The sequence below is a fragment of the Bordetella holmesii genome (assembly GCF_020735985.1).
In the GTDB taxonomy this organism is placed as follows: Bacteria; Pseudomonadota; Gammaproteobacteria; order Burkholderiales; family Burkholderiaceae_B; genus Bordetella; species Bordetella holmesii.
In genome coordinates, this window is sequence record NZ_CP085973.1 from 3,092,087 (window position 1) to 3,110,681 (window position 18,595).

Annotated in this window: 15 protein-coding genes, 1 tRNA gene and 2 pseudogenes; 10 read left to right on the forward strand and 8 right to left on the reverse strand. The window is 64.3% G+C overall.

Annotation, left to right across the window (positions count from 1 at the left end; all coding sequences use genetic code 11):
* Positions 1–11: 11 nt before the first annotated feature.
* Positions 12–905, reverse strand: coding sequence for an AEC family transporter (locus LK440_RS14810; protein ID WP_005018057.1), 894 nt, complete (start codon positions 903–905; stop codon positions 12–14).
* Between the two features lie 51 nt (positions 906–956).
* Positions 957–1,442, reverse strand: coding sequence for a hypothetical protein (locus LK440_RS14815; RefSeq protein ID WP_005018055.1), 486 nt, complete (start codon positions 1,440–1,442; stop codon positions 957–959).
* A gap of 54 nt (positions 1,443–1,496) precedes the next feature.
* On the opposite strand from LK440_RS14815, the gene LK440_RS14820 reads away from it, so the two are divergent.
* Positions 1,497–2,417 carry an alpha/beta fold hydrolase gene (locus tag LK440_RS14820; protein ID WP_005018051.1) on the forward strand — a complete coding sequence of 307 codons (921 nt, stop codon included), beginning with the start codon at positions 1,497–1,499 and terminating at the stop codon, positions 2,415–2,417.
* 37 nt (positions 2,418–2,454) lie between these two features.
* Positions 2,455–4,041, forward strand: coding sequence for a glutamate--cysteine ligase (gene gshA, locus LK440_RS14825; RefSeq protein ID WP_025341311.1), 1,587 nt, complete (start codon positions 2,455–2,457; stop codon positions 4,039–4,041).
* A 457-nt stretch (positions 4,042–4,498) separates the two neighbouring features.
* Here the strand turns inward: gshA and LK440_RS14830 are convergent.
* Positions 4,499–4,573: transfer RNA gene (locus LK440_RS14830), tRNA-Arg, on the reverse strand.
* Between the two features lie 203 nt (positions 4,574–4,776).
* On the opposite strand from LK440_RS14830, the gene LK440_RS14835 reads away from it, so the two are divergent.
* Entirely contained in the window at positions 4,777–5,664 is an 888-nt protein-coding gene (locus tag LK440_RS14835) for a c-type cytochrome (protein WP_005018045.1), read from the forward strand.
* Positions 5,665–5,746: 82 nt separating this feature from the next.
* Here LK440_RS14835 and LK440_RS14840 read toward each other — a convergent pair whose 3' ends face one another.
* The 4 genes from LK440_RS14840 to LK440_RS14855 all read right to left on the reverse strand — a co-directional run bounded on the left by LK440_RS14840 (position 5,747) and on the right by LK440_RS14855 (position 10,421).
* On the reverse strand, positions 5,747–7,261 hold the full coding sequence (locus LK440_RS14840) for a 3-hydroxyacyl-CoA dehydrogenase (RefSeq protein WP_005018043.1): 1,515 nt from the start codon (positions 7,259–7,261) through the stop codon (positions 5,747–5,749).
* Between the two features lie 33 nt (positions 7,262–7,294).
* Complete coding sequence (locus tag LK440_RS14845; RefSeq protein ID WP_005020378.1) at positions 7,295–8,527, reverse strand: CaiB/BaiF CoA transferase family protein; 1,233 nt, start codon at positions 8,525–8,527, stop codon at positions 7,295–7,297.
* A gap of 109 nt (positions 8,528–8,636) precedes the next feature.
* Positions 8,637–9,785, reverse strand: coding sequence for an acyl-CoA dehydrogenase family protein (locus LK440_RS14850; protein WP_005018041.1), 1,149 nt, complete (start codon positions 9,783–9,785; stop codon positions 8,637–8,639).
* Between the two features lie 3 nt (positions 9,786–9,788).
* Positions 9,789–10,421: a TetR/AcrR family transcriptional regulator gene (locus tag LK440_RS14855; RefSeq protein WP_005018039.1), complete on the reverse strand. Its 633-nt coding sequence runs from the start codon at positions 10,419–10,421 to the stop codon at positions 9,789–9,791.
* Positions 10,422–10,572: 151 nt separating this feature from the next.
* On the opposite strand from LK440_RS14855, the gene LK440_RS14860 reads away from it, so the two are divergent.
* Both LK440_RS14860 and LK440_RS14865 read left to right on the forward strand, forming a co-directional pair.
* Positions 10,573–11,565, forward strand: a complete 993-nt coding sequence (locus LK440_RS14860) for an NAD(P)H-dependent flavin oxidoreductase (RefSeq protein WP_005018036.1) — start codon at positions 10,573–10,575, stop codon at positions 11,563–11,565.
* On the forward strand, positions 11,562–12,335 hold the full coding sequence (locus LK440_RS14865; protein WP_005018034.1) for an enoyl-CoA hydratase-related protein: 774 nt from the start codon (positions 11,562–11,564) through the stop codon (positions 12,333–12,335). The genes LK440_RS14860 and LK440_RS14865 overlap by 4 nt, the downstream gene beginning before the upstream one ends.
* Here the strand turns inward: LK440_RS14865 and LK440_RS14870 are convergent.
* The gene (locus LK440_RS14870) at positions 12,313–13,146 is read right to left on the reverse strand and encodes an enoyl-CoA hydratase/isomerase family protein (RefSeq protein WP_005018030.1); all 834 of its coding nucleotides are present in this window, start codon (positions 13,144–13,146) and stop codon (positions 12,313–12,315) included. The genes LK440_RS14865 and LK440_RS14870 overlap by 23 nt on opposite strands.
* Before the next feature lie 77 nt (positions 13,147–13,223).
* Here LK440_RS14870 and LK440_RS14875 point away from each other — a divergent pair, with 77 nt between their 5' ends.
* The 5 genes and pseudogenes from LK440_RS14875 to LK440_RS14895 all read left to right on the forward strand — a co-directional run bounded on the left by LK440_RS14875 (position 13,224) and on the right by LK440_RS14895 (position 18,589).
* Complete coding sequence (locus LK440_RS14875; protein ID WP_005018028.1) at positions 13,224–14,087, forward strand: NAD(P)H-hydrate dehydratase; 864 nt, start codon at positions 13,224–13,226, stop codon at positions 14,085–14,087.
* Positions 14,088–14,220: 133 nt separating this feature from the next.
* Positions 14,221–14,454 carry a hypothetical protein gene (locus LK440_RS14880; RefSeq protein ID WP_005018027.1) on the forward strand — a complete coding sequence of 78 codons (234 nt, stop codon included), beginning with the start codon at positions 14,221–14,223 and terminating at the stop codon, positions 14,452–14,454.
* A 329-nt stretch (positions 14,455–14,783) separates the two neighbouring features.
* Positions 14,784–16,448 (forward strand): annotated as a pseudogene (locus LK440_RS14885) (ABC transporter substrate-binding protein).
* A 139-nt stretch (positions 16,449–16,587) separates the two neighbouring features.
* Positions 16,588–17,544: a M14 family metallopeptidase gene (locus LK440_RS14890; RefSeq protein WP_005018025.1), complete on the forward strand. Its 957-nt coding sequence runs from the start codon at positions 16,588–16,590 to the stop codon at positions 17,542–17,544.
* A gap of 67 nt (positions 17,545–17,611) precedes the next feature.
* A pseudogene (locus LK440_RS14895) lies at positions 17,612–18,589 on the forward strand (ABC transporter permease).
* Positions 18,590–18,595: the final 6 nt, after the last annotated feature.

Genomic DNA, 18,595 nt, shown 5'->3' on the forward strand with positions numbered 1-18,595 from the left:
GGCCCGCCGCGTCAATGGCGCGTAAACCACAATAGAGCGGGCGCGATCAATAAGAACAGCACGGTCGACACCAACACCGCGCCCGCGGCGGTATCACCCATATCGGTATAGCGGCGCGCGTACATGTAGCAGACCACGGCGCTGGGCATGGCCATCTGCAGCACCAATGAACCTGCCAGCGGGCTGTCCAGCCCCAACGCCCAGACGACAAGCAGCCCGGAAAGCAGGCCGACCACCAGGCGCATCACCCCCAGGCCCGCCCCAAGGCGCAGGCCACCCGAGGGAATCAAGGCCAGCGCGTGACCCAAGCTGATCAACATGAGAGGGACCGTCACGCCGCCCAGCATGCGCGCCGTTTCTATGAGCCACGACGGCACGGGAACGCCGCTGTAGCGCCAGGCAACCGCAATCAACGACGCGAGCAACACCGGGTTGCGCCAGCCGCCACGCGTAGCGACGCCGGGCAGAATACGCACACCGATGGTATGCATCACGAACGAGTTGATGGCAAAGAATGCCACTGCGGCGGACAAGCCCACATCCCCGAACGCCAACTGCGACACCGGCAAACCGAGGTTGCCCGCGTTAGGCATGAAAGCCGTGGGCAGCAGTTTGCGAACGGGCAAGCCGCTCAGGCGGAGCACTACCGCGCAAATCAGGGCGCAGATCAGCAGGGCCAGCAACGACGCGGCCGTGATGTCGCCCAGCGAACGGTCATCGAGCTGGGTGGTCACGAAGGTATGGAACACCAGCGCCGGCGTGGTGACCGATGTGACCAGCATGGTCACGAAGGTGCCGCCAAAGGGGTAGTCGCGCTTGCCCCAGAACACGCCTATGCCCACGCAGGCTAGCAAGGGCATCAACATGACAACAGCGGAAAAATAGAACTGCACAACGGCAAACATGGCAAACCTACTCTCTGGAGCTATCGGCGACGGCGGTTTCCGCCACCGCCGTCAGGGCAACAACACGGCCGAGCGAAGAAACTCCTGCGCGTGTTCGGGCGATAGTGAGCGACGGCTTCCAGTGGCCACGACCTCGAGCAACATGTCCGCCGTCACCCAGATCTTGCCCACCAGCCAGGCTTCGCGCGCTGGATCCGTCGCGTGGATTTCGAACAGGGTGCCGTCGGGCTGCCCGCCAGCCGGAGGCGGAACACCGAGGTTGGTGTACAAGGAGCGCCGCAGCGCCTCGCCCAGCTCGCCGGCAGCAGGGCGGCCACGCAACGCAGCGGGCAGCCGCGCATAGCCTACCGCGAACACCGCCCCATCGACTTGGGCCGACGCCAGGGAAAAACGCAGTGCATGCCCCGCCAGCACGAGGTCACGGCTGTCCGTCTGTACCTTGGCCGGAAAAGCCGCACGCACCCTTCCCTCGGCCACGTCCAGTTCGCGCCAGTCATAACGCGGCGAACACGCGGCCAGAAGGCTGAATGCAGCCATCAGAAAGAGTTTCTTGAGCATGCAATGAAAGCGCGCTGAAATGGCGAAACGCGAATGCCCACCGGCGGCCCGCTCTTGCGAGGAAGTTCGGAATTGTCGCCTATTTTGCTTGACCCCGTCTTGGCCGAGGACGGCACGCCGTTGGCGCGTTACCGCTGGCCCTCGGCGTGCCCACGTCCGGGTGCGACCGCCTACATCCTGCACGGGCTGGGTGAGTACGCCGGACGTCATGCCCGCCTGGCTCAATGGCTGAGTGCGCGCGGCTGGCGGGTCGGCGCTCATGATCATCGCGGGCACGGCCGCTCGGGAGGACCTCCCGCTGCCCTGCGTGAGCGCGATGACCTGGTCCGAGACGCTACCGCGCAGATTGCCGCCTTTGCGGCCGAGACGGGGCAGGCACCGTTGGTCATCGGCCACAGCCTCGGCGCGCTGGTGGCCTTGCGTCTGGGCCTGCAGCCCGATCCGCCAGTCAATGGCCTGGTACTGTCGAGTCCGCCTCTGGCGCTCCGCATGCCAGGGTGGCTGTTGCCGCCACTTCGGCAGATCGCCCGCCGCTGGCCAGACGCGGCACTGGCCTATCCGCTGGCTCCGGCTCGCATTTCTCATGATCCAGCGGTCGTGCAGGCGTTTCGCCGCGATCCGCTGGCTCGCCGCTGTATCAGCGGGCGACTGGCCAGCTTCATCGACAGCTCTCAAACCCTGGTCATGGCCGCCGCGCCGAGCCTGAGTCTGCCCACCCTGCTGCTGGTGGCCGGCGACGATCGGGTCGTGGCCGCTGGCGGCAGCCGCCAATTCGCGCAACGAGCGCCGGCCGGCCTGCTGACCCTGCGCTGGTACCCGCACGCCTGGCACGAGGTGTTCAACGAACGTGCCGACTACGCCGATCCGGTCTATGCTGATCTGGACGCGTGGCTCGCCGGCCACCTGAATTCCCTAGAAGACACGGGGCCAAATTCGGTGCCAAAGACGCTCTGACCGTAAAATCTACGCTCGATAACCCAAATTCATCGCCGTGACTGCACATTCCAACCCGCGCTTTGCCCCAGTTCAGGCTCATCTCGATTTGCTGGCGCAAACGCTGCGCGGCGTCGAGAAAGAAGGCCTGCGCGTGGACGCCCGAGGCGCATTGGCACGCACGCCCCATCCCAGCGGCCTGGGCTCGGCTCTGACCAACGAGCAGGTCACCACCGATTACTCCGAGTCCTTGCTCGAACTCATTACCGGCACGCATACCAGCGTCGAAGCCCTGATGGGCGAACTGCGCGACACGCATCGTTTTGTCTACAGCGTGCTCGAGGGTGAGTTCATCTGGAATCAGTCCATGCCGGCGCTGCTGCCGCCCGAGGCCGAGATCCCCATCGCCTGGTATGGCAAGTCCAATACTGCCCTGCTCAAGCATGTGTACCGTCGGGGCCTGGCCGAGCGTTACGGCAAAACCATGCAATGCATCGCCGGGGTGCACTACAACTTCTCGCTACCCGATGCCCTGTGGCCCGTGATCGAGCCGAGCGCGGCGACCTTGCAGGAGAGCCGCTCGCGCGGCTACATCGCCCTGATTCGCAATTTCACGCGGTATTCCTGGCTGCTGATGTATCTGTTCGGTGCGGCGCCGGCGCTGTCGAGCGCCTTTCTGAGCGGGCGCGATCACCCCCTGCAGCCGCTGGGCCCGGACACCTTGTATCTGCCGCACGCCACCAGCCTGCGCATGAGCGACCTTGGCTACCAGAACAAAGCGCAGGCGCAACTCAAGCTTTGCTACAACGACCTGAGCACCTTTCTGGGGCGGCTCTACGAGGCCGTGACGCAGCCCTGGCCGGCTTATCAAGCCATGGGCACGCATCGTGACGGCGAATGGATCCAGCTCAACACCAATGTGCTGCAGATCGAAAACGAGTACTACTCCAGCATCCGCCCCAAGCGCGCCACCGGGCGCGGCGAACGGCCGATCACCGCGCTGGCCGAACGCGGCGTGCAGTACGTCGAAGTCCGTTGTCTGGACATCGATCCGCACGAGCCGACCGGCCTGTCGGCCCAGACGGCGCGCTTCGTGGATGCTTTCCTGCTGTTCTGTGCGGTCTCGGAAAGCCCTTTCTTCTCCCAGCAGGGCTACTGTCAGCGCAGTGCCGACAACTTCGCCACGGTGGTCAAGGAAGGCCGCAAACCTGACCTGATGCTGGACCGCGATGGCCAGGCCATCGGCCTGGCGCAATGGGGTGACGAGTTGCTCGACCAGATCGCTCAGTATGCCGCGCTTTATGACCAGGCCCTCGGAGGCCAGGCTTACGCACAGGCCCTCGAGCAGCAGCGCGCCAAATTGCGCGATCCAGACCTGACACCGTCAGCCCGCGTGTTGGCCGAACTGCGCGCCAGCGGCTTGTCTTTCCAGGACTACACCCTGGCGCAAAGCCAGGCTCATGCGCGCACGCTGCGCGAGTCACCGCTGCCGCCGCAGCAGGCTCAGGCCTATGCCCAGGCCGCTCAGGCATCGCTCGAGCAGCAGCGACAGATCGAGCAATCCGATACGGTAGACTTTGACACCTATGTGGCGCGTTACCACGCCGCGTTGAAAAATCCGCTGCCGGCCCGCGACGCTACGTAAAGCGCCTCAGGCGGCCGCCATCGCAGGAGAATGTGCATGCGCCGCCTGATTTTTCTCACTCTGGCCGCCGACGCTTTTCTGGGCCGCGGGCGACCCACATTGCGATCTGGACTATATCGCTGAAGGCACACGCGAGCTTCCCGCGCTGCACACCGCCGTCAGCAACTCCTTTGGCATGGGCGGCAACAATGCCGTCCTGGCCTTCAGATCCGTCGCTGACGCGGCGCCACGCTAGCGGCCGGGCTTGGCGCGGTGGCCTGCCCCATCCGGCAGCCGGCCACACCGGGAGCACGTTGACGATGGCCCTGCGACGCGGCAGACGAGCCGATAACCGAGATGCACGAGACGCTGGGGGCAGGGCCTGATCGGACCGTGGGTCCGTGCCGGACTGAAGCGCCGGCGCCAGGCGAAGAGGGAAGGCCGCGTACTTACCGCGCACATCCAGAAACTGGGGGAGTGGCGCGCCCGACAGGAATCGAACCTGTATCAAGAGCTTCGGAAACTCTCATTCTATCCATTGAACTACGGGCACAGCGCGGCGCTATTGTACCCATTTTTTCATCCGCCGTTGGGGACTTACCCCAATTCGGATGTCGACTCCGCTTGCCGTTATATAATCGATCGTTCACTGCAGGCCGGAGGGTTTGTTCTTGCTCCGGCCCACCTCGTAGTTGCGTTCAGTTGTCGTGTCAGTCTGATTCCGCCACCAGGCGTTCCGATTAGCAGGATTAGGATATGAGCAACGAGCAGGATCACGTCGAAGAACACTCCTCCCCCATCAAGACACCCCGGCAGTTGATCGTCACGATCGTACTGTCATTCATCGTCCCCATCGTTGTCATCATCCTGCTGGTCAACCTGGTCGTATCAGGCACCCAGGTGGGCGCGGGCTCGGACACGCTATCCGAAGACGCCACTAATAAACGCATCGCTCCCGTGGCAGGCTTTGAGCTGGTCGACGCCAATGCGCCGCGCGTCTACAAGACCGGCGAACAGGTGTTTGCCGCCGTCTGTACGGCCTGTCATACCGCCGGCGTTGCCGGCGCGCCCAAGGTGGGCGATAAGGCCGCCTGGGGGCCTTTCATCCAAGGCGGTTTCGACGCCATGCTCGATGTCGCGTTGCACGGCAAAGGGGCCATGCCTGCCAAGGGCGGCAATCCGGCGCTGAGCGATTTCGAAGTCGCCCGCGCCGTGGTCTATATGGCCAACAAATCCGGTGGCGATCTGCCCGAGCCGGCCGAACCCAAACCAGAGACCGGACCCGAAACCGAGGCGGCAGCCGATGCTGCAGCCGTGCCAACGGCGCCGGCCGCTGCCATGCCGGCCAATCCGCCGGTTGCCCCAGCCCCCGAGCCGGCGCCCGATCAAGCTGCAGCCGTGAACCCGGCAGGCGAAGCGCTCTACAAGAGCACCTGTTTCGCCTGTCATGGCACGGGGGTGGCCAATGCGCCAAAGTTCGGCGACAAGGCCGCGTGGGCGCCTTATATCGCGACTGGCCTGGATGCCATGGTGAAGGTGGCCATCAACGGCAAGGGTGTCATGCCCCCCAAGGGTGGCGCGACGACTGCCTCGGAAGACGACATCCGCGCCGCCGTGCAGTACATGGTCAACGCGGCCAAGTAGACGGCACGCAGCGGCTGGCCGCAGGCATAAAGAAACGGCGCTCAGGCATGAACTGAGCGCCGTTTTTAACGGGTTTTATATATCAGGCTTGCGTCAAAGGCAGGCCCAACTGCACGCGACGTTGCAACCAGAGGCTGGGGCGATACCGCGGATCACCCGTGACGCGCTCCATACTGCGCAGGATTTCCAGTATGCGCGCCGCACCCAGGCTGTCGCCCAGGGCCAGCGGCCCCTTGGGATAGCCCAGGCCCAGGTGCACCGCCTGATCGATGTCCTCGGGCGTGGCAATGCGCTGCTGCGCGATGTCGCAGGCAATATTGACGATCGTCGCGACGATGCGTTGTGCGATAAAGCCGGGCGAATCGTCGATGACGCTGACAGCCACCGCGTCGTTGGCAAAGAGCGCATGCGCGGCATCGCGCCAGCGCGGCTCGGTGGCCGGCGAGGTCATGATGGTGCGACGGCGGCTGGCCGCGAAATCATTGAGCACATCCAACCCCACCACGCGGGCGCCATCGAGCCGCTGGCTGGCCACGCAGGTCGAGACGTCCTCGCCCAACGGGGTGACCACCAGCAGTGCATCGGCCGGCGCCGTGTCTGCCTGCACGGGTTCGACACCCAGCTGGCGCAACAGCGCCTGGGCGCGCGCCTGACCTTCGGCATGAGCCGGACTGACCCAGACGCGCAGGCCGGCAGGCAACGGCGGCACGGCGGGTTCTGCCGGCACCTGCTTCTGGCCATCTTTGTAGACGTAAAACCCTTCGCCCACTTTGCGGCCCAGAAGACCGCCTGCCAGGCGCACCGTGGTGATGGGCGAAGGACGGAAGCGCGGTTCGTCAAAGAACTGACGGTAGATGGACTCCATCACCGGATGCGAAACATCCAGCGCAGTCAGATCCAGCAACTCGAAAGGGCCCATGCGAAAGCCGGCCTGCTCGCGCATGATGGCGTCGATCTGATCGAAGGAGGCCACCGCCTCCTGGGCCGCGCGCAAACCTTCGGTGTTCATGCCACGACCGGCGTGATTGACGATGAACCCTGGCATATCCTTGGCGCGCACCGACGTGTGACCCATGCGGCGCGCCAGAGCCGCCAGCGCGTCACCGGTCGCCGGCGCACTGCGCAGCCCGTCGATCACCTCTACCACCTTCATCAGGGGCACAGGGTTGAAGAAGTGAAAACCCACCACACGCTCGGGATGCTGGCAGGCCGCCGCGATGGCAGTGATCGACAGCGACGAGGTGTTGGAAGCCAGAATGCAATCCGCACTGACGATGGACTCCAACTGTGCAAACAGATCACGCTTGACGTCCAGGCGCTCGACGATGGCTTCGACCACCAACTGGCAATCCGCCAGCTCGGCCAGCGCATGCGCGGGCAGCACATGCCCCAACGCCGCCTGAGCCGCATCGGCGCTCAATTTGCCTTTTTGGACCAGCTTGTCCCACGTTTGTGCCAGCGCATCCCGCGCTGCGGCCACGGCCTCGGCGTTGGTGTCGTACAGACGTACGTCAAGGCCTGCCTGGGCCGCGATCTGAACGATGCCTCGGCCCATTGCGCCGGCGCCCACCACCCCGAGGGTCTGAATATCTACCATCTCACTCTCCTTCTATTTTTCTGAGTCTCGTTGTCAGGCCGACGGGCCCACAGCCAGAGCCTGAATGTCCTCGTCCGACAGCCCCAGACGCTCGCTGAGAATCTGCCGGGTGTGCTCGCCAAGCATCGGAGCAGGGCGGCGATACTCGATCGGCGTGTCGGAGAACTTCAGCGGACTGGCAGCTATCGGCACCGTGCCTGCCAGCGCATGCGGCAACTCGCGCTTCATGCCGCGCGCCTGAACGTGCGGATCTTCGTAGACCTGGTCGAGCGTGTTGATCGGACCCGCCGGCACACCCGCTGCTTCAAGCTCCGCCAGCCAGGTGTCGCGCGCGCCCGTGGCCATGCGCTCGACCAGCAGTGGCACCAGGGTCTCGCGGTTGCGCACCCGCTGCGGATTGGTGGAAAAACGCGGATCGGCAGCCAGTTCCGGCAGTCCCAGCACACGGCAATAGTTGCGGAACTGCCCATCGTTGCCAACGGCGACAATCAGGTGCCCGTCGGCGGCCGCGAAAACCTGGTAGGGCACCAGATTCTGGTGTGCATTGCCGGCGCGTTGCGGAGCCTGGCCGGATGTCATGAAATTGAGGTTCTGGTTGGCCAGCATCGCCACCTGGCAGTCCAGCAAGGCCATGTCTATGTGCTGCCCCAGCCCGCTGCGTTCGCGCTCGATGACGGCAGCCAGAATGCCAACGGTGGAATACATGCCGGTCATCAGATCCGCCACGGCCACGCCGGCTTTCTGCGGGCCTCCGCCAGGCAGATCGTCACGCTCGCCAGTGATGCTCATCAGGCCCCCCATGCCCTGAATCATGAAATCATAACCCGGGCGGCTCGCGTAGGGGCCTGTCTGGCCGAAACCGGTGATGGAGCAGTAAATGATGCGCGGGTTGATGGCCTTGAGGCTTTCGTAGTCCAGCCCGTACTTGCGCAAGCCCCCGACCTTGAAGTTCTCCACGACGATGTCGCACTGCTTGGCCAGTTCGCGCACGAGTTCGGCGCCTCGGGCGCTGGCAATATCCAGCGCCACGGAAAATTTATTGCGATTGGCAGACAGGTAGTACGCAGCCTCGCTGGTGTTCTGGCCTGCGGCATCCTTCAGGTAAGGGGGCCCCCACGCGCGCGTATCGTCGCCCGCTCCTGGACGTTCTATCTTGATCACTTCAGCGCCGAGATCAGCCAGGTTCTGGGTGCACCAGGGACCGGCAAGCACGCGGGTGAGATCCAGCACACGAATGCCGGCCAGGGGAGCGGTACGTTGCGACATAGTTCTATCTGAGCAGGACTTGGGGAAGCTGGCATATTAGCCCCAGCCGCCCGGGATTGTTTTCCGTTTTGCGCACGAGTTTGTGCGGCCAGCGCACAAGCTCGTGCCATCAGGCATATGCCTTGAGTGCTTCGCGCGCGATCACCAATTGCTGAATCTGCGTGGTGCCCTCATAGATGCGGAACAGACGTACATCGCGGTAGAAGCGCTCGACGGCGTATTCCGCCATGTAGCCGGCGCCGCCGTGGATTTGCACCGCACGATCGGCCACACGGCCCACCATTTCGGTGGAGAACATCTTGGCGCAGGCCGCTTCCATGGTGGTGTTCTCGCCCCGGTCGCGCTTGGCCGCCGCATCCAGCACCATGCAGCGCGCCGCATACATCTCGGCCTGGCTGTCGGCCAGCATGGCTTGCACCAGTTGGAACTCGGCAATGGGTTTGCCAAACTGCTGACGCTCCAGCGCATAGCGGGCCGCATCGCGCACCAGACGCTCGGCGATGCCCACGCACAAGGCGGCGATATGCAGCCGCCCTTTGTCCAACACGCGCATCGCGGTGCGAAAACCTGTACCTTCTTTCTCACCCAGCAGGGCGCTGGCCGGGACCCGGCAGTTGTCGAACACCACGTCGCAGGTCAGCGCGCCGGCCTGTCCCATTTTCTTATCCGGCTTACCCAGCGTCAGGCCGGGCGTGCCCGCTTCGACCAGGAAGCAGGAAATGGAATCTGCGCGACGCTCGGTCGCCGTACGTGCCATGACCGAGAAAAGGCCGGCGATCGGCGCGTTGGTGATGAACCGCTTGGTGCCGTTGAGGATGTAATGATCGCCGTCACGGGTGGCCGTGGTGCGCAGCGCCATGGCGTCGGACCCCGCATCCGGCTCGGTCAGCGCAAACGAGCCGATCAGCTCGCCACTGGCCAGAAGCGGCAGATAATGGCGGCGTTGGGCATCCGAGCCGGCCAACACGATGGACTGCGAACCGATGCCGATGTTGGTGCCGGCCAGCGAACGGAAGGCCGGCGACGTTTGCCCCAGCTCGAACACCACCCTGACCTCTTCTTCCATGGTCAGACCCAGCCCGCCATACTCCGGCGAGATGGACAGGCCGAACAGGCCCAGCTCCTGCATCTCGCGCACGATGTCCTCGGGAATGGAGCCCGTATGCGCCAACTCGTCTTCGGCTGGCATCAGGCGTTCGGTCACGAAACGGCGTACCGCGTCGAGCAATAGGTTCAGGGTTTCTTGGTCCAGGGCCATGGTCTACCTCGGTTCGTTATCAGGGCGGCAAAGGCCGCCGGTGATCAGGTCAAAATAATCTTGTGCAATGGCGCGCGCCGTCTGGCCTTGTCCGGGCTTGTACCAGCGCACCATCCAATTGAGCAGCGACAGCACCGCACGGCCGGTGGCGGCCACATCGCGCTGCCGGAACACGCCCTGCGTTGCCCCTTGGGCAAGAATCTCGCGCAACAGCGCCTCGTAGCGGTCCCGCAGGCGGGCCGCGTCGGCCTGCTCGGGCATGGTCATGCCGGAATAACCGATCAGCATCGTCACGAATTGATCGTGGTGCGACTCGAAATAATCCGCGTGCGCCAGCATGAAGGCGTGCAACCGCGCATCGGCGGCGCCTTGCGCCTCGCAGGCCTGCGTCACCGCCCCCAACAGACCGCTGAGGACCTCCACGATGATGGCGTCGTAAATATCCTGCTTGGTGGGGTAATAGTGGTAGATCGCGGCTTTGGACACGCCGATGGCGCAGGCCAGATCCGCGATCGAGCTGCCCTCATAACCGCTGCGGGCAAACAGCGCCGCAGCAGCCTCGAGTATGCGTTCGCGCGGGGCGGGCAATGTCGGTGGGCGGCCGGCGCGACGCGCCGGAAAGGGGGCAGCAGACATGATGAAAGACCAGCGGATGCGCCGATTACTGGAGAATCAGCATTGACAGCGATTTACTGCATGCCGTTAAATGGATTTAATTAATTACCGGACGACCGGTCAATAATTATAGACCGGGCTTTTGCAACGCTCAATACCATCGGAAACCCTCATGCCCGCCCGAGACACCGCCGCGCCCCATCCCGTGGTCGCAGATCTGTATGGCCAGATGCATTTGCCCGTCATCTGCTCGCCTATGTTCATCGTGTCCAACCCGGCCTTGGTGCTGGCGCAGTGCACCAGCGGCGTCATGGGGGCTTTTCCGGCCCTGAATGCGCGCCCGCAAAGTCTGTTGGCCGACTGGCTGGCCGAGGTGCAGACCGGGCTGGCCGACTACCGGCGCGCGCATCCGCACGCCCGGGTGGCTCCATTTGCCGTCAATCAGATCATCCATCAGTCCAATGACCGCCTGGAGCAGGACCTGGCCGAATGCGCGCGCCATCGCGTGCCCTACATCATCACCAGTCTTCGTGCGCCTGGCGATCTGGTCGCTGGCGTCCATGCCTGGGGCGGAAGGGTGTTTCACGACGTCACCACCATCCGCCATGCCGAGAAAGCGCTGGAAGCCGGCGTGGACGGCCTCATCCTGGTAGCGGCGGGCGCCGGCGGCCACGCGGGAACGCTCAGCCCCTTCGCGCTGTTGGCCGAGGTTCGGCGCTTTTATGACGGCCCGGTCGCGCTGTCCGGCGCCATCGCCAATGGCGCGGGTGTGCTGGCCGCGCTGGCCATGGGCGCGGACTTCGCCTACATGGGCACCCGTTTCATTGCCAGCAACCAGGCCAACGCCAGCCCAGCCTACAAAACTGCTCTGGTGCAGGCCCAGGCCAGCGATATCCTCTACACGCCCTTTTTTACCGGCATACCCGGCAATTACTTGAAGTCCAGCATTGTCAACGCCGGCCTGGATCCGGCCAACCTGCCATCGCCCGAGCACGGCGCCTCCAATTTCGGCAGCTCGCGCGCCAAACCCTGGAAAGACATTTGGGGCGCGGGGCAGGGGGTGGGCAGCATCGCCAGCGTGCAGGATGCCGCGCATATCGTGGCGCAACTGCGCGCCGAGTACGAAGCGGCGCGCACGCGCCTGGACGGCAGGGTATTCGAATGAGCGAAACCGTGCTGAGCCAGCTGCGAGATGGGGTCCTCACCCTCACGCTGAATCGCCCCGACCGCCGCAACGCGCTGGACGCGGCCACCTACCATGCTCTGGCCGACAGCCTGCTGGCGGTGCAACACAACGCGCAGGCCGCCGCGGTGATCCTGACCGGCGCCGGCGGGCATTTCACGGCGGGCAATGATCTGCGCGACTTCCAGACGCAGCGCCCGGAAGGCGATAGCCCCGGCCTGCGCTTTTTGCGCGCGCTGATCGACTGCGATGCAACGGTTCTGGCCGCTGTAGAGGGCCATGCCGTGGGCGTCGGCGTGACGTTGCTGCAGCACTGCGATTTTGTCTATGCCAGCGAGCAGGCCAAGTTCAAGCTGCCTTTTCTGGCGCTGGGTCTGTGTCCCGAAGGCGGTTCCAGCCAATGTCTGGCGCAGATCGTCGGAGCCCGGCGCGCGGCCGAGTGGCTGCTGCTGGGAGACGGCTTCGGAGCCGCTGAGGGGATGGCGGGCGGCCTTATCAATGCGGTCACCGAGCCGGGGCAGGCCTTGAGCCAAGCCCAGGCCACCGCCGCCCGGCTGGCTGCCCAACCGAGGCAGGCGCTGCGGGTTTCCAAGGCCCTGATGCGCGGGCCGCAACGACCGGCCCTGCACGCCACCCTGGATCGAGAAGCCGATCAGTTCCGTCAACGACTGGCCAGCGCGGAGGCTCAGGCGGCCTTCGCGCGGTTCTTCGCGCCCGCAGCGACCGACCTCAAAAAGGCGAATCCGGCTTGAAGTCAGGCGCGCGCCGTTCCCGCAACGACTGTATGCCTTCGCGCACGTCCGGCCCGGAAAATCCCATGAACTCCAGCGCCAACGAGGTATCAAAGGTCGGGCCGGCCTGACGCAACCAGTTGTTCAGGGCGTACTTGGTCCAGCGAATCGCCGTCTGCGAGCCGCGGGCCAGGCGATAGGCCACCTCGAAAGCGCGTTCGACCAATTGCGGCTCATCGACGCACAGCGACACCAGACCAATTCGCTCGGCCTCCTCGCCGCTGACGGTCTCGCACAGCAACAGGTAGTACTTGGCCTTGGCCATGCCGCACAGCAGGGGCCACACGATGGCCGCGTGGTCGCCCGCGGCGACACCCAGTCGGGTATGGCCATCGATGATGCGCGCATCGCGCGCGGCGATCGACACATCGGCCAGCAACCCGGCCACCAGGCCGGCACCCACGGCCGCGCCGTGCATGGCCGAAACCACGGGTTTGTTGCAGTTGATGATGTTGTAGACCAGGTCGCGCGCTTCGCGCCAGACGCGCGCGCGAACCTCGAAGTCATCAGCCATCTGCTGCACGAGATCCAGATCCCCGCCGCCCGAAAAGCCCTTGCCTTCGCCACGGATGACCACCACACGGGTTTCAGGATCGGTATCGATATCACGCCAGATGTCGGCCAGCTCGCGATGCAGGCGATGATCTGCGGTCGAAAGCTTGCCGCTCGCATCCTTGGCCTCCATGATCAACTCCAGCACCCCCTCGGGGTGACGGCGCAGCTTGATCGCTTGGTAGCGCGCGTAATGGGCCAGCGTTGCCTCGGTGCTCATTCGTCAGTCTCCAGTGAGCGCGGCGGTGCGCGCGGTTTTTGGGCACTATAGAGGAAAGCCGCCTCTTTGGAATCACCATGCCCGCCTCCCTCCCTGAACGCATCGAACGCAGTCAATTTCCCGCCCTGTTCGCGCCGCGCGCGCCCGATAGCCACAAAGGCAGTTTCGGCAGTCTGGCCGTGGTGGGCGGCGGGCCGGGCATGACCGGCGCGGCCCTGCTGGTCGCCCGCGCCGCGCTCAAGCTCGGCGCAGGCAAGGTCCTGGTGGGACTGGCTCAACAAACCATCCCCCTGAGTTGTGACTTCCTGCAGCCCGAGCTGATGGTCCGTCAGGCCGCTGATCTGCTGGCCAGCGAACGACACCTGACGGCCTGGACGGCCGGCTGTGGCATCGGCACCACTGCATTGGCCGCGCATACCCTGGCCGAACTCTTTCAACGCCGCCGCAGTGCGCCCATGGTGCTCGATGCCGATGGCCTGAATCTGCTGGCAACAGGCCAGTTGCGGCCCAATTGGGGGCAGGGCCCGGTCGTGCTCACCCCGCACCCGGCCGAAGCCGCCCGGCTGCTGGGCCGCACGACAGCCCAAGTGCAGGCCGCAAGGCCCGCCGCAGCGCGCGAACTGGCACACCGCTACGGCGCCTGGATCGTGCTCAAAGGCGCCGGCAGTCTGGTTTGCGCGCCGGACGGCGCCTGTCTGCAAAATGCCACCGGCAATCCCGGCTTAGCCAGCGCCGGTACCGGCGACGTGCTGGCCGGTATGTTGGGTTCGCTGCTGGCTCAGGCGCTGCCGCCCGAACAGGCGGTCGCCGGCGCCGTGTGGCTGCATGGCGCCGCCGCCGATGCACTCGTCGCTCAGGGCCAGGGCCCCATCGGCCTGACCGCGGGCGAGCTAGCCGATGCCGCCCGAGCCATACGCAATGGCCGCTGGCTGGGCCCTTGACACGGGTGCCTGGCAGGCCCGTTAGGTTTGTTTACAACATACCTAGGGTTTGCCCTAGGTTTTTGTTGCGGCGCACATAGGGTTATCCCTATAATGGTTTCACCTAGTCGAGAAACGATGATTGGAGCAAACCATGAGCGACCTGACCCTGAATCAAAACGCCCGCATGACCGATTCGCTGGAGCGTGATATGCTGCGCGGCGCGATGGAAAGCCAACCCGTCCCCCACCCTGTGGCGGCGATCAAGCGTGTTGCCGCCAGTATCGGCCGCGGCATCTCCGCCCTCTTTGCCTTCATCGATGAAGTCAACGAATCCATGAACCGTGCGCGCGCCCAAAGCGCCAACTACACCGGTTCGCAGTGGTAAAGACTTAACGCGGCACGCGCGCGTTGCGGATCTTTCGCGTGTGTCGCCGGCACGGCGCCTGATTGGGCCGTGCCCCCCCTCTGACGGCGCCGGCCCTCCCCCCTCCCTCCCGCCGGCACTGTCCGCGTCGTACCCGGCCAGCAAGGCGGGCGCGGCGCACTTTTTGAGGACATCCCGCTCAGGGATTTCCCGGGTATGCATCCCATGCGCTCCCCACTGGCACGGTCGAAAAAACGTGCCTGTGGGGTATGGCCGCCGTAAGACCAAACGTTGACAATGCTGGTAGCGGCTATCAATAATCGCGGCCTTGTATACCGGAGTTGTCCAACATGAAGTCTCGCATCCTCGTGGCCGCCATGGCGGCGGGCCTGCTGGCCGCCCCCGGCGGCGCCGCATTGGCCCAGGCGCTGAAAATCGCCCTGTCTTCCGAACCGACTTCGGCCGACCCTCACTATCACAAGCAAACGCAGAACGACGCCTTCTCGGCGCATGTCTACGACTCGCTGGTGGGCCGCGACGCCAACATGCAGCTCAAGCCCTCGCTGGCGAAGTCCTGGAAGAACCTGGACGACCTGACCTGGGAATTCAAGCTGCGCGACGACGTCAAGTTCTCCAACGGCAAGCCCTTCACGGCCGACGACGTCAAGTTCTCCAACGGCAAGCCCTTCACGGCCGACGACGTCCGGTTCACCATCTGCCGTACGCTGAACAACGAGACCAACATCTCGCAGTCGTACATGGATATGACCAAGCGCATCGCCGACGTGCAAACGCCGGATGCACATACCGTCATCATCAAGACCTCCGAGCCGCTGCCCCTGCTGCCGGCCGAGCTGGCCCGCGGCCTGCCGATCATCTGGAACGGCATCGTCGAGCATGGCAAACTCAGCTTTGACCCCAAGGCCGGTTGCGGCGTGACCGGCAAGTGGCCCACCGTGGCCGATTTCAACAACGGCAAGGATGCCATTGGCACCGGCCCCTATATGTTGAAGTCCTATGTCAAGGGAACCGGCATCGAGCTGACCCGCAACGACAACTACTGGGGTGAAAAGCCGGCCTGGAAAGACGTCAAATTCGTGCCGGTGCCCAATGCCGGCCCGCGCCTGACCAGCCTGCTCTCGGGGGACTTCGACGTCATCGAGAACCCGGCGGCCCGCGACCTGCAGCGCATCAAGAGCAATCCGCAGTACGGCTATGTTGCAACCCCTTCCACGCGCCTGGTGTTCTTCCAGCCTGATGTGGGCCGCAAAGAAAGCCCCTTCGTCAAAGCAGCCGACGGCAAGAACCCGCTGCAGGATCTGCGTGTGCGCCGCGCCATCTCCATGGCCATCGACCGCAAGACCATCGTGGCGCGCATCATGGACGGTCTGGCGACGCCGGCCTACCAGTACATGCCCGACGGCATGTTCGGAGGGCTGCCCAACGCGCCTGAAATCAAGTACGACCCCGAAGGTGCCAAGAAGCTGCTGGCCGAAGCCGGTTACCCCAATGGTTTCGAGATGACAATCTCGACGACCAACGATCGTTATGTCAACGACGGCCAGATTGCCCAAGCCGTGGCTCAGTACCTGTCGCGCATCGGCATCAAGGCCAATGTCGACGCCATGACGGCCTCGATCTACTTCCCCAAGCGGGCAAAGCGTGAGTTCAGCTTCCCGATTGGCGGCTGACCTTCTGAAGTCGGTGAAGCCTCCGGCCTGTTCCAACTGTGGGTGGCCTCGCTGGACTCGCCCAAAAGTCTGGGCACCAGCAATTACGGCGGCTTTTCCAACGCTGACTTCGACAAGGTCTATCAACAGGCCATCGTGACGGTCGATCCGGTGGAGCGCAAAAAACTGCTGCAGCAAGCCACGCAAATCGCGCTGGACAACGTGCCGCTCGTCCCGCTGCACTTCGAAAGCAGCATCTGGGCCTTCCGCAAGGGCCTGACTTACGAAGGCCGCCGCGACCAGTACACCTTGGCCACGTCGGTCAAGCCGGCTGACAAGAAGTAAACTGTCGTGATCCGGGTGCGGTTTCCTCACAAGGGACACTGACCCGCCCGAGGGCGTCGCCATAGGCGGCGCCCTTGTTCCTTTCTGGACGGACAAATTTGTAACCCCTATACAATCTGCCTCGCGTTCCGGAGTTGCCATGTCCTTTCCTACTAGACCCTTTGAATTAGCGCGTCCGAACCTGGACGACGAGCGTGCCGGCAATACCGGTACACCAGGTGTCTGGCACTTCGATTCCGGGCTGCCGGGCAGGCAGGTCCTGCTCACCGCGCTGATCCACGGCAACGAGCTGTGCGGCGCCTGGGCCTTGAAGATATTGCTGGCCAGCGGGCTGATGCCGCGGCGCGGCGGCCTCACGTTGGCCTTCTGTAATCTGGCGGCCTTCGACCGCTTCGATCCGGCCGACTATGCCCGCTCGCGCTTTGTCGACGAAGACATGAACCGCGTCTGGAGCGCCGACAAACTGGCCGCCGGCGACAGCCAGGAGCGCCGCCGCGCAGGCGAATTGCTGCCCTGGGTGGAGCGGGCCGACTGGTTGCTGGATTTCCACTCCATGAGCAACGCCAACGAGCCGCTGCAGTTAAGCGGCCTGGCCGCCCGCAACGTCACGCTGGCCCGAGCGCTGGGCAACCCCGCCTATATCGTCTCCGATGCCGGCCACGCCGCTGGCGTGCGGCTGCGCGACTACGGCCGTTTTGCCGCCGATGGGGATCCGCAGACGCGCTCCCTGCTCATCGAGTGCGGCTTCCATGGAGATACGACAAGCGCAGCCGTGGCCTTGGACATCATGGCGCGCTTTCTGCTGGCCTCAGAAATCGTGAGTGCGACCGATGTGCCCGCCAAATGGCTGCGACCCGCCGCCAATGTGCCGCAGGCGCTGTGCGTCACCGATGCCGTGACCGCCCGCAGCAACGACTTCCGCTTCGCGCATCCGTGGAAAGGAATGGAAAAGCTGCCTCAGGCAGGCACCGTGATCGGCTGGTCGGATGGCGAACCCGTGACCACTCCCTACGACAACTGTGTGCTCATCATGCCTTCGCTGGCCAATTTGCGGCCGGGCGTGACGGTGTTGCGGCTGGCTCGGCCGCTGGCGTAAGAGCCGGCTTTTCTGCGATCGCGCTCCCGGGCGCATCTTTCATTGAGACCACCAAGGAAATCGAAACGTGGCCTTGTTTATTCTGCGCAGGCTGATACAAAGCCTGTTTGTCCTGCTGGCGGTATCGCTCGTCGTCTTCCTGGCGGTGTACGCCGTGGGCGACCCGATCGAACTGCTGGTCAGCCCCGAAGCCAGCATGGAAGCACGCCAGGCAATGATCACACGCCTGGGCCTGGATCTGCCGGTATGGCAGCAGTACCTGAATTTCCTGTGGCGTGCCCTGCATGGCGATTTGGGTACGTCTTTCGTGCACGGTATTCCCGCCATCGAACTCATCGTGCAGCGCATGCCGGCCACGTTCGAGCTGGTGCTCGTGGCCATCACGCTGACCTGTATTGTCGGCATCCCTATGGGTCTGGTCGCCGGACTGTACCGCGACGAGCCTCTGGGCCGCGGCATCATGGCCACCTCCGTGCTGGGATTTTCCTTGCCCAACTTCTGGCAAGGCATGATGCTTATTCTGCTGTTCTCGGTGTGGCTGGGTTGGCTGCCGGCCTCCGGACGCGGCACAACGGTCACCATTCTCGGCATCCCGTTCTCGTTGCTCACGGCCAATGGCTGGGCCCACGTGATCATGCCTGCCATCAATCTGGGCCTTGCCAATATCGCCCTGGTTCTACGCATGACAGCCAGCGGCGTGGCCGAGGCCCAGTCGCAGGAGTACGTTAAATTCGCACGGGCCAAAGGCATCAAGCCCGGACGCATCGTACGCCGTCACATCCTGCGCAACATCCTCATCCCGGTGGTGACCGTCATCGGCATGGAGTTCGGGCAGCTGATCGCCTACTCGACCATCACCGAAACCGTGTTCGCATGACCGGGCATGGGCAAGCTGCTGATCGACAGCGTCTACCAGCTCGACCGCCCGGTGGTGGTCGCCTATGTGATGCTGGTCACGCTGATCTTCGTCATCATCAATCTCATCGTCGACATCATGTACGCCGCGCTCGACCCGCGCGTGCAACTGGTCGCTCCCGCTCAATAAGGTCCG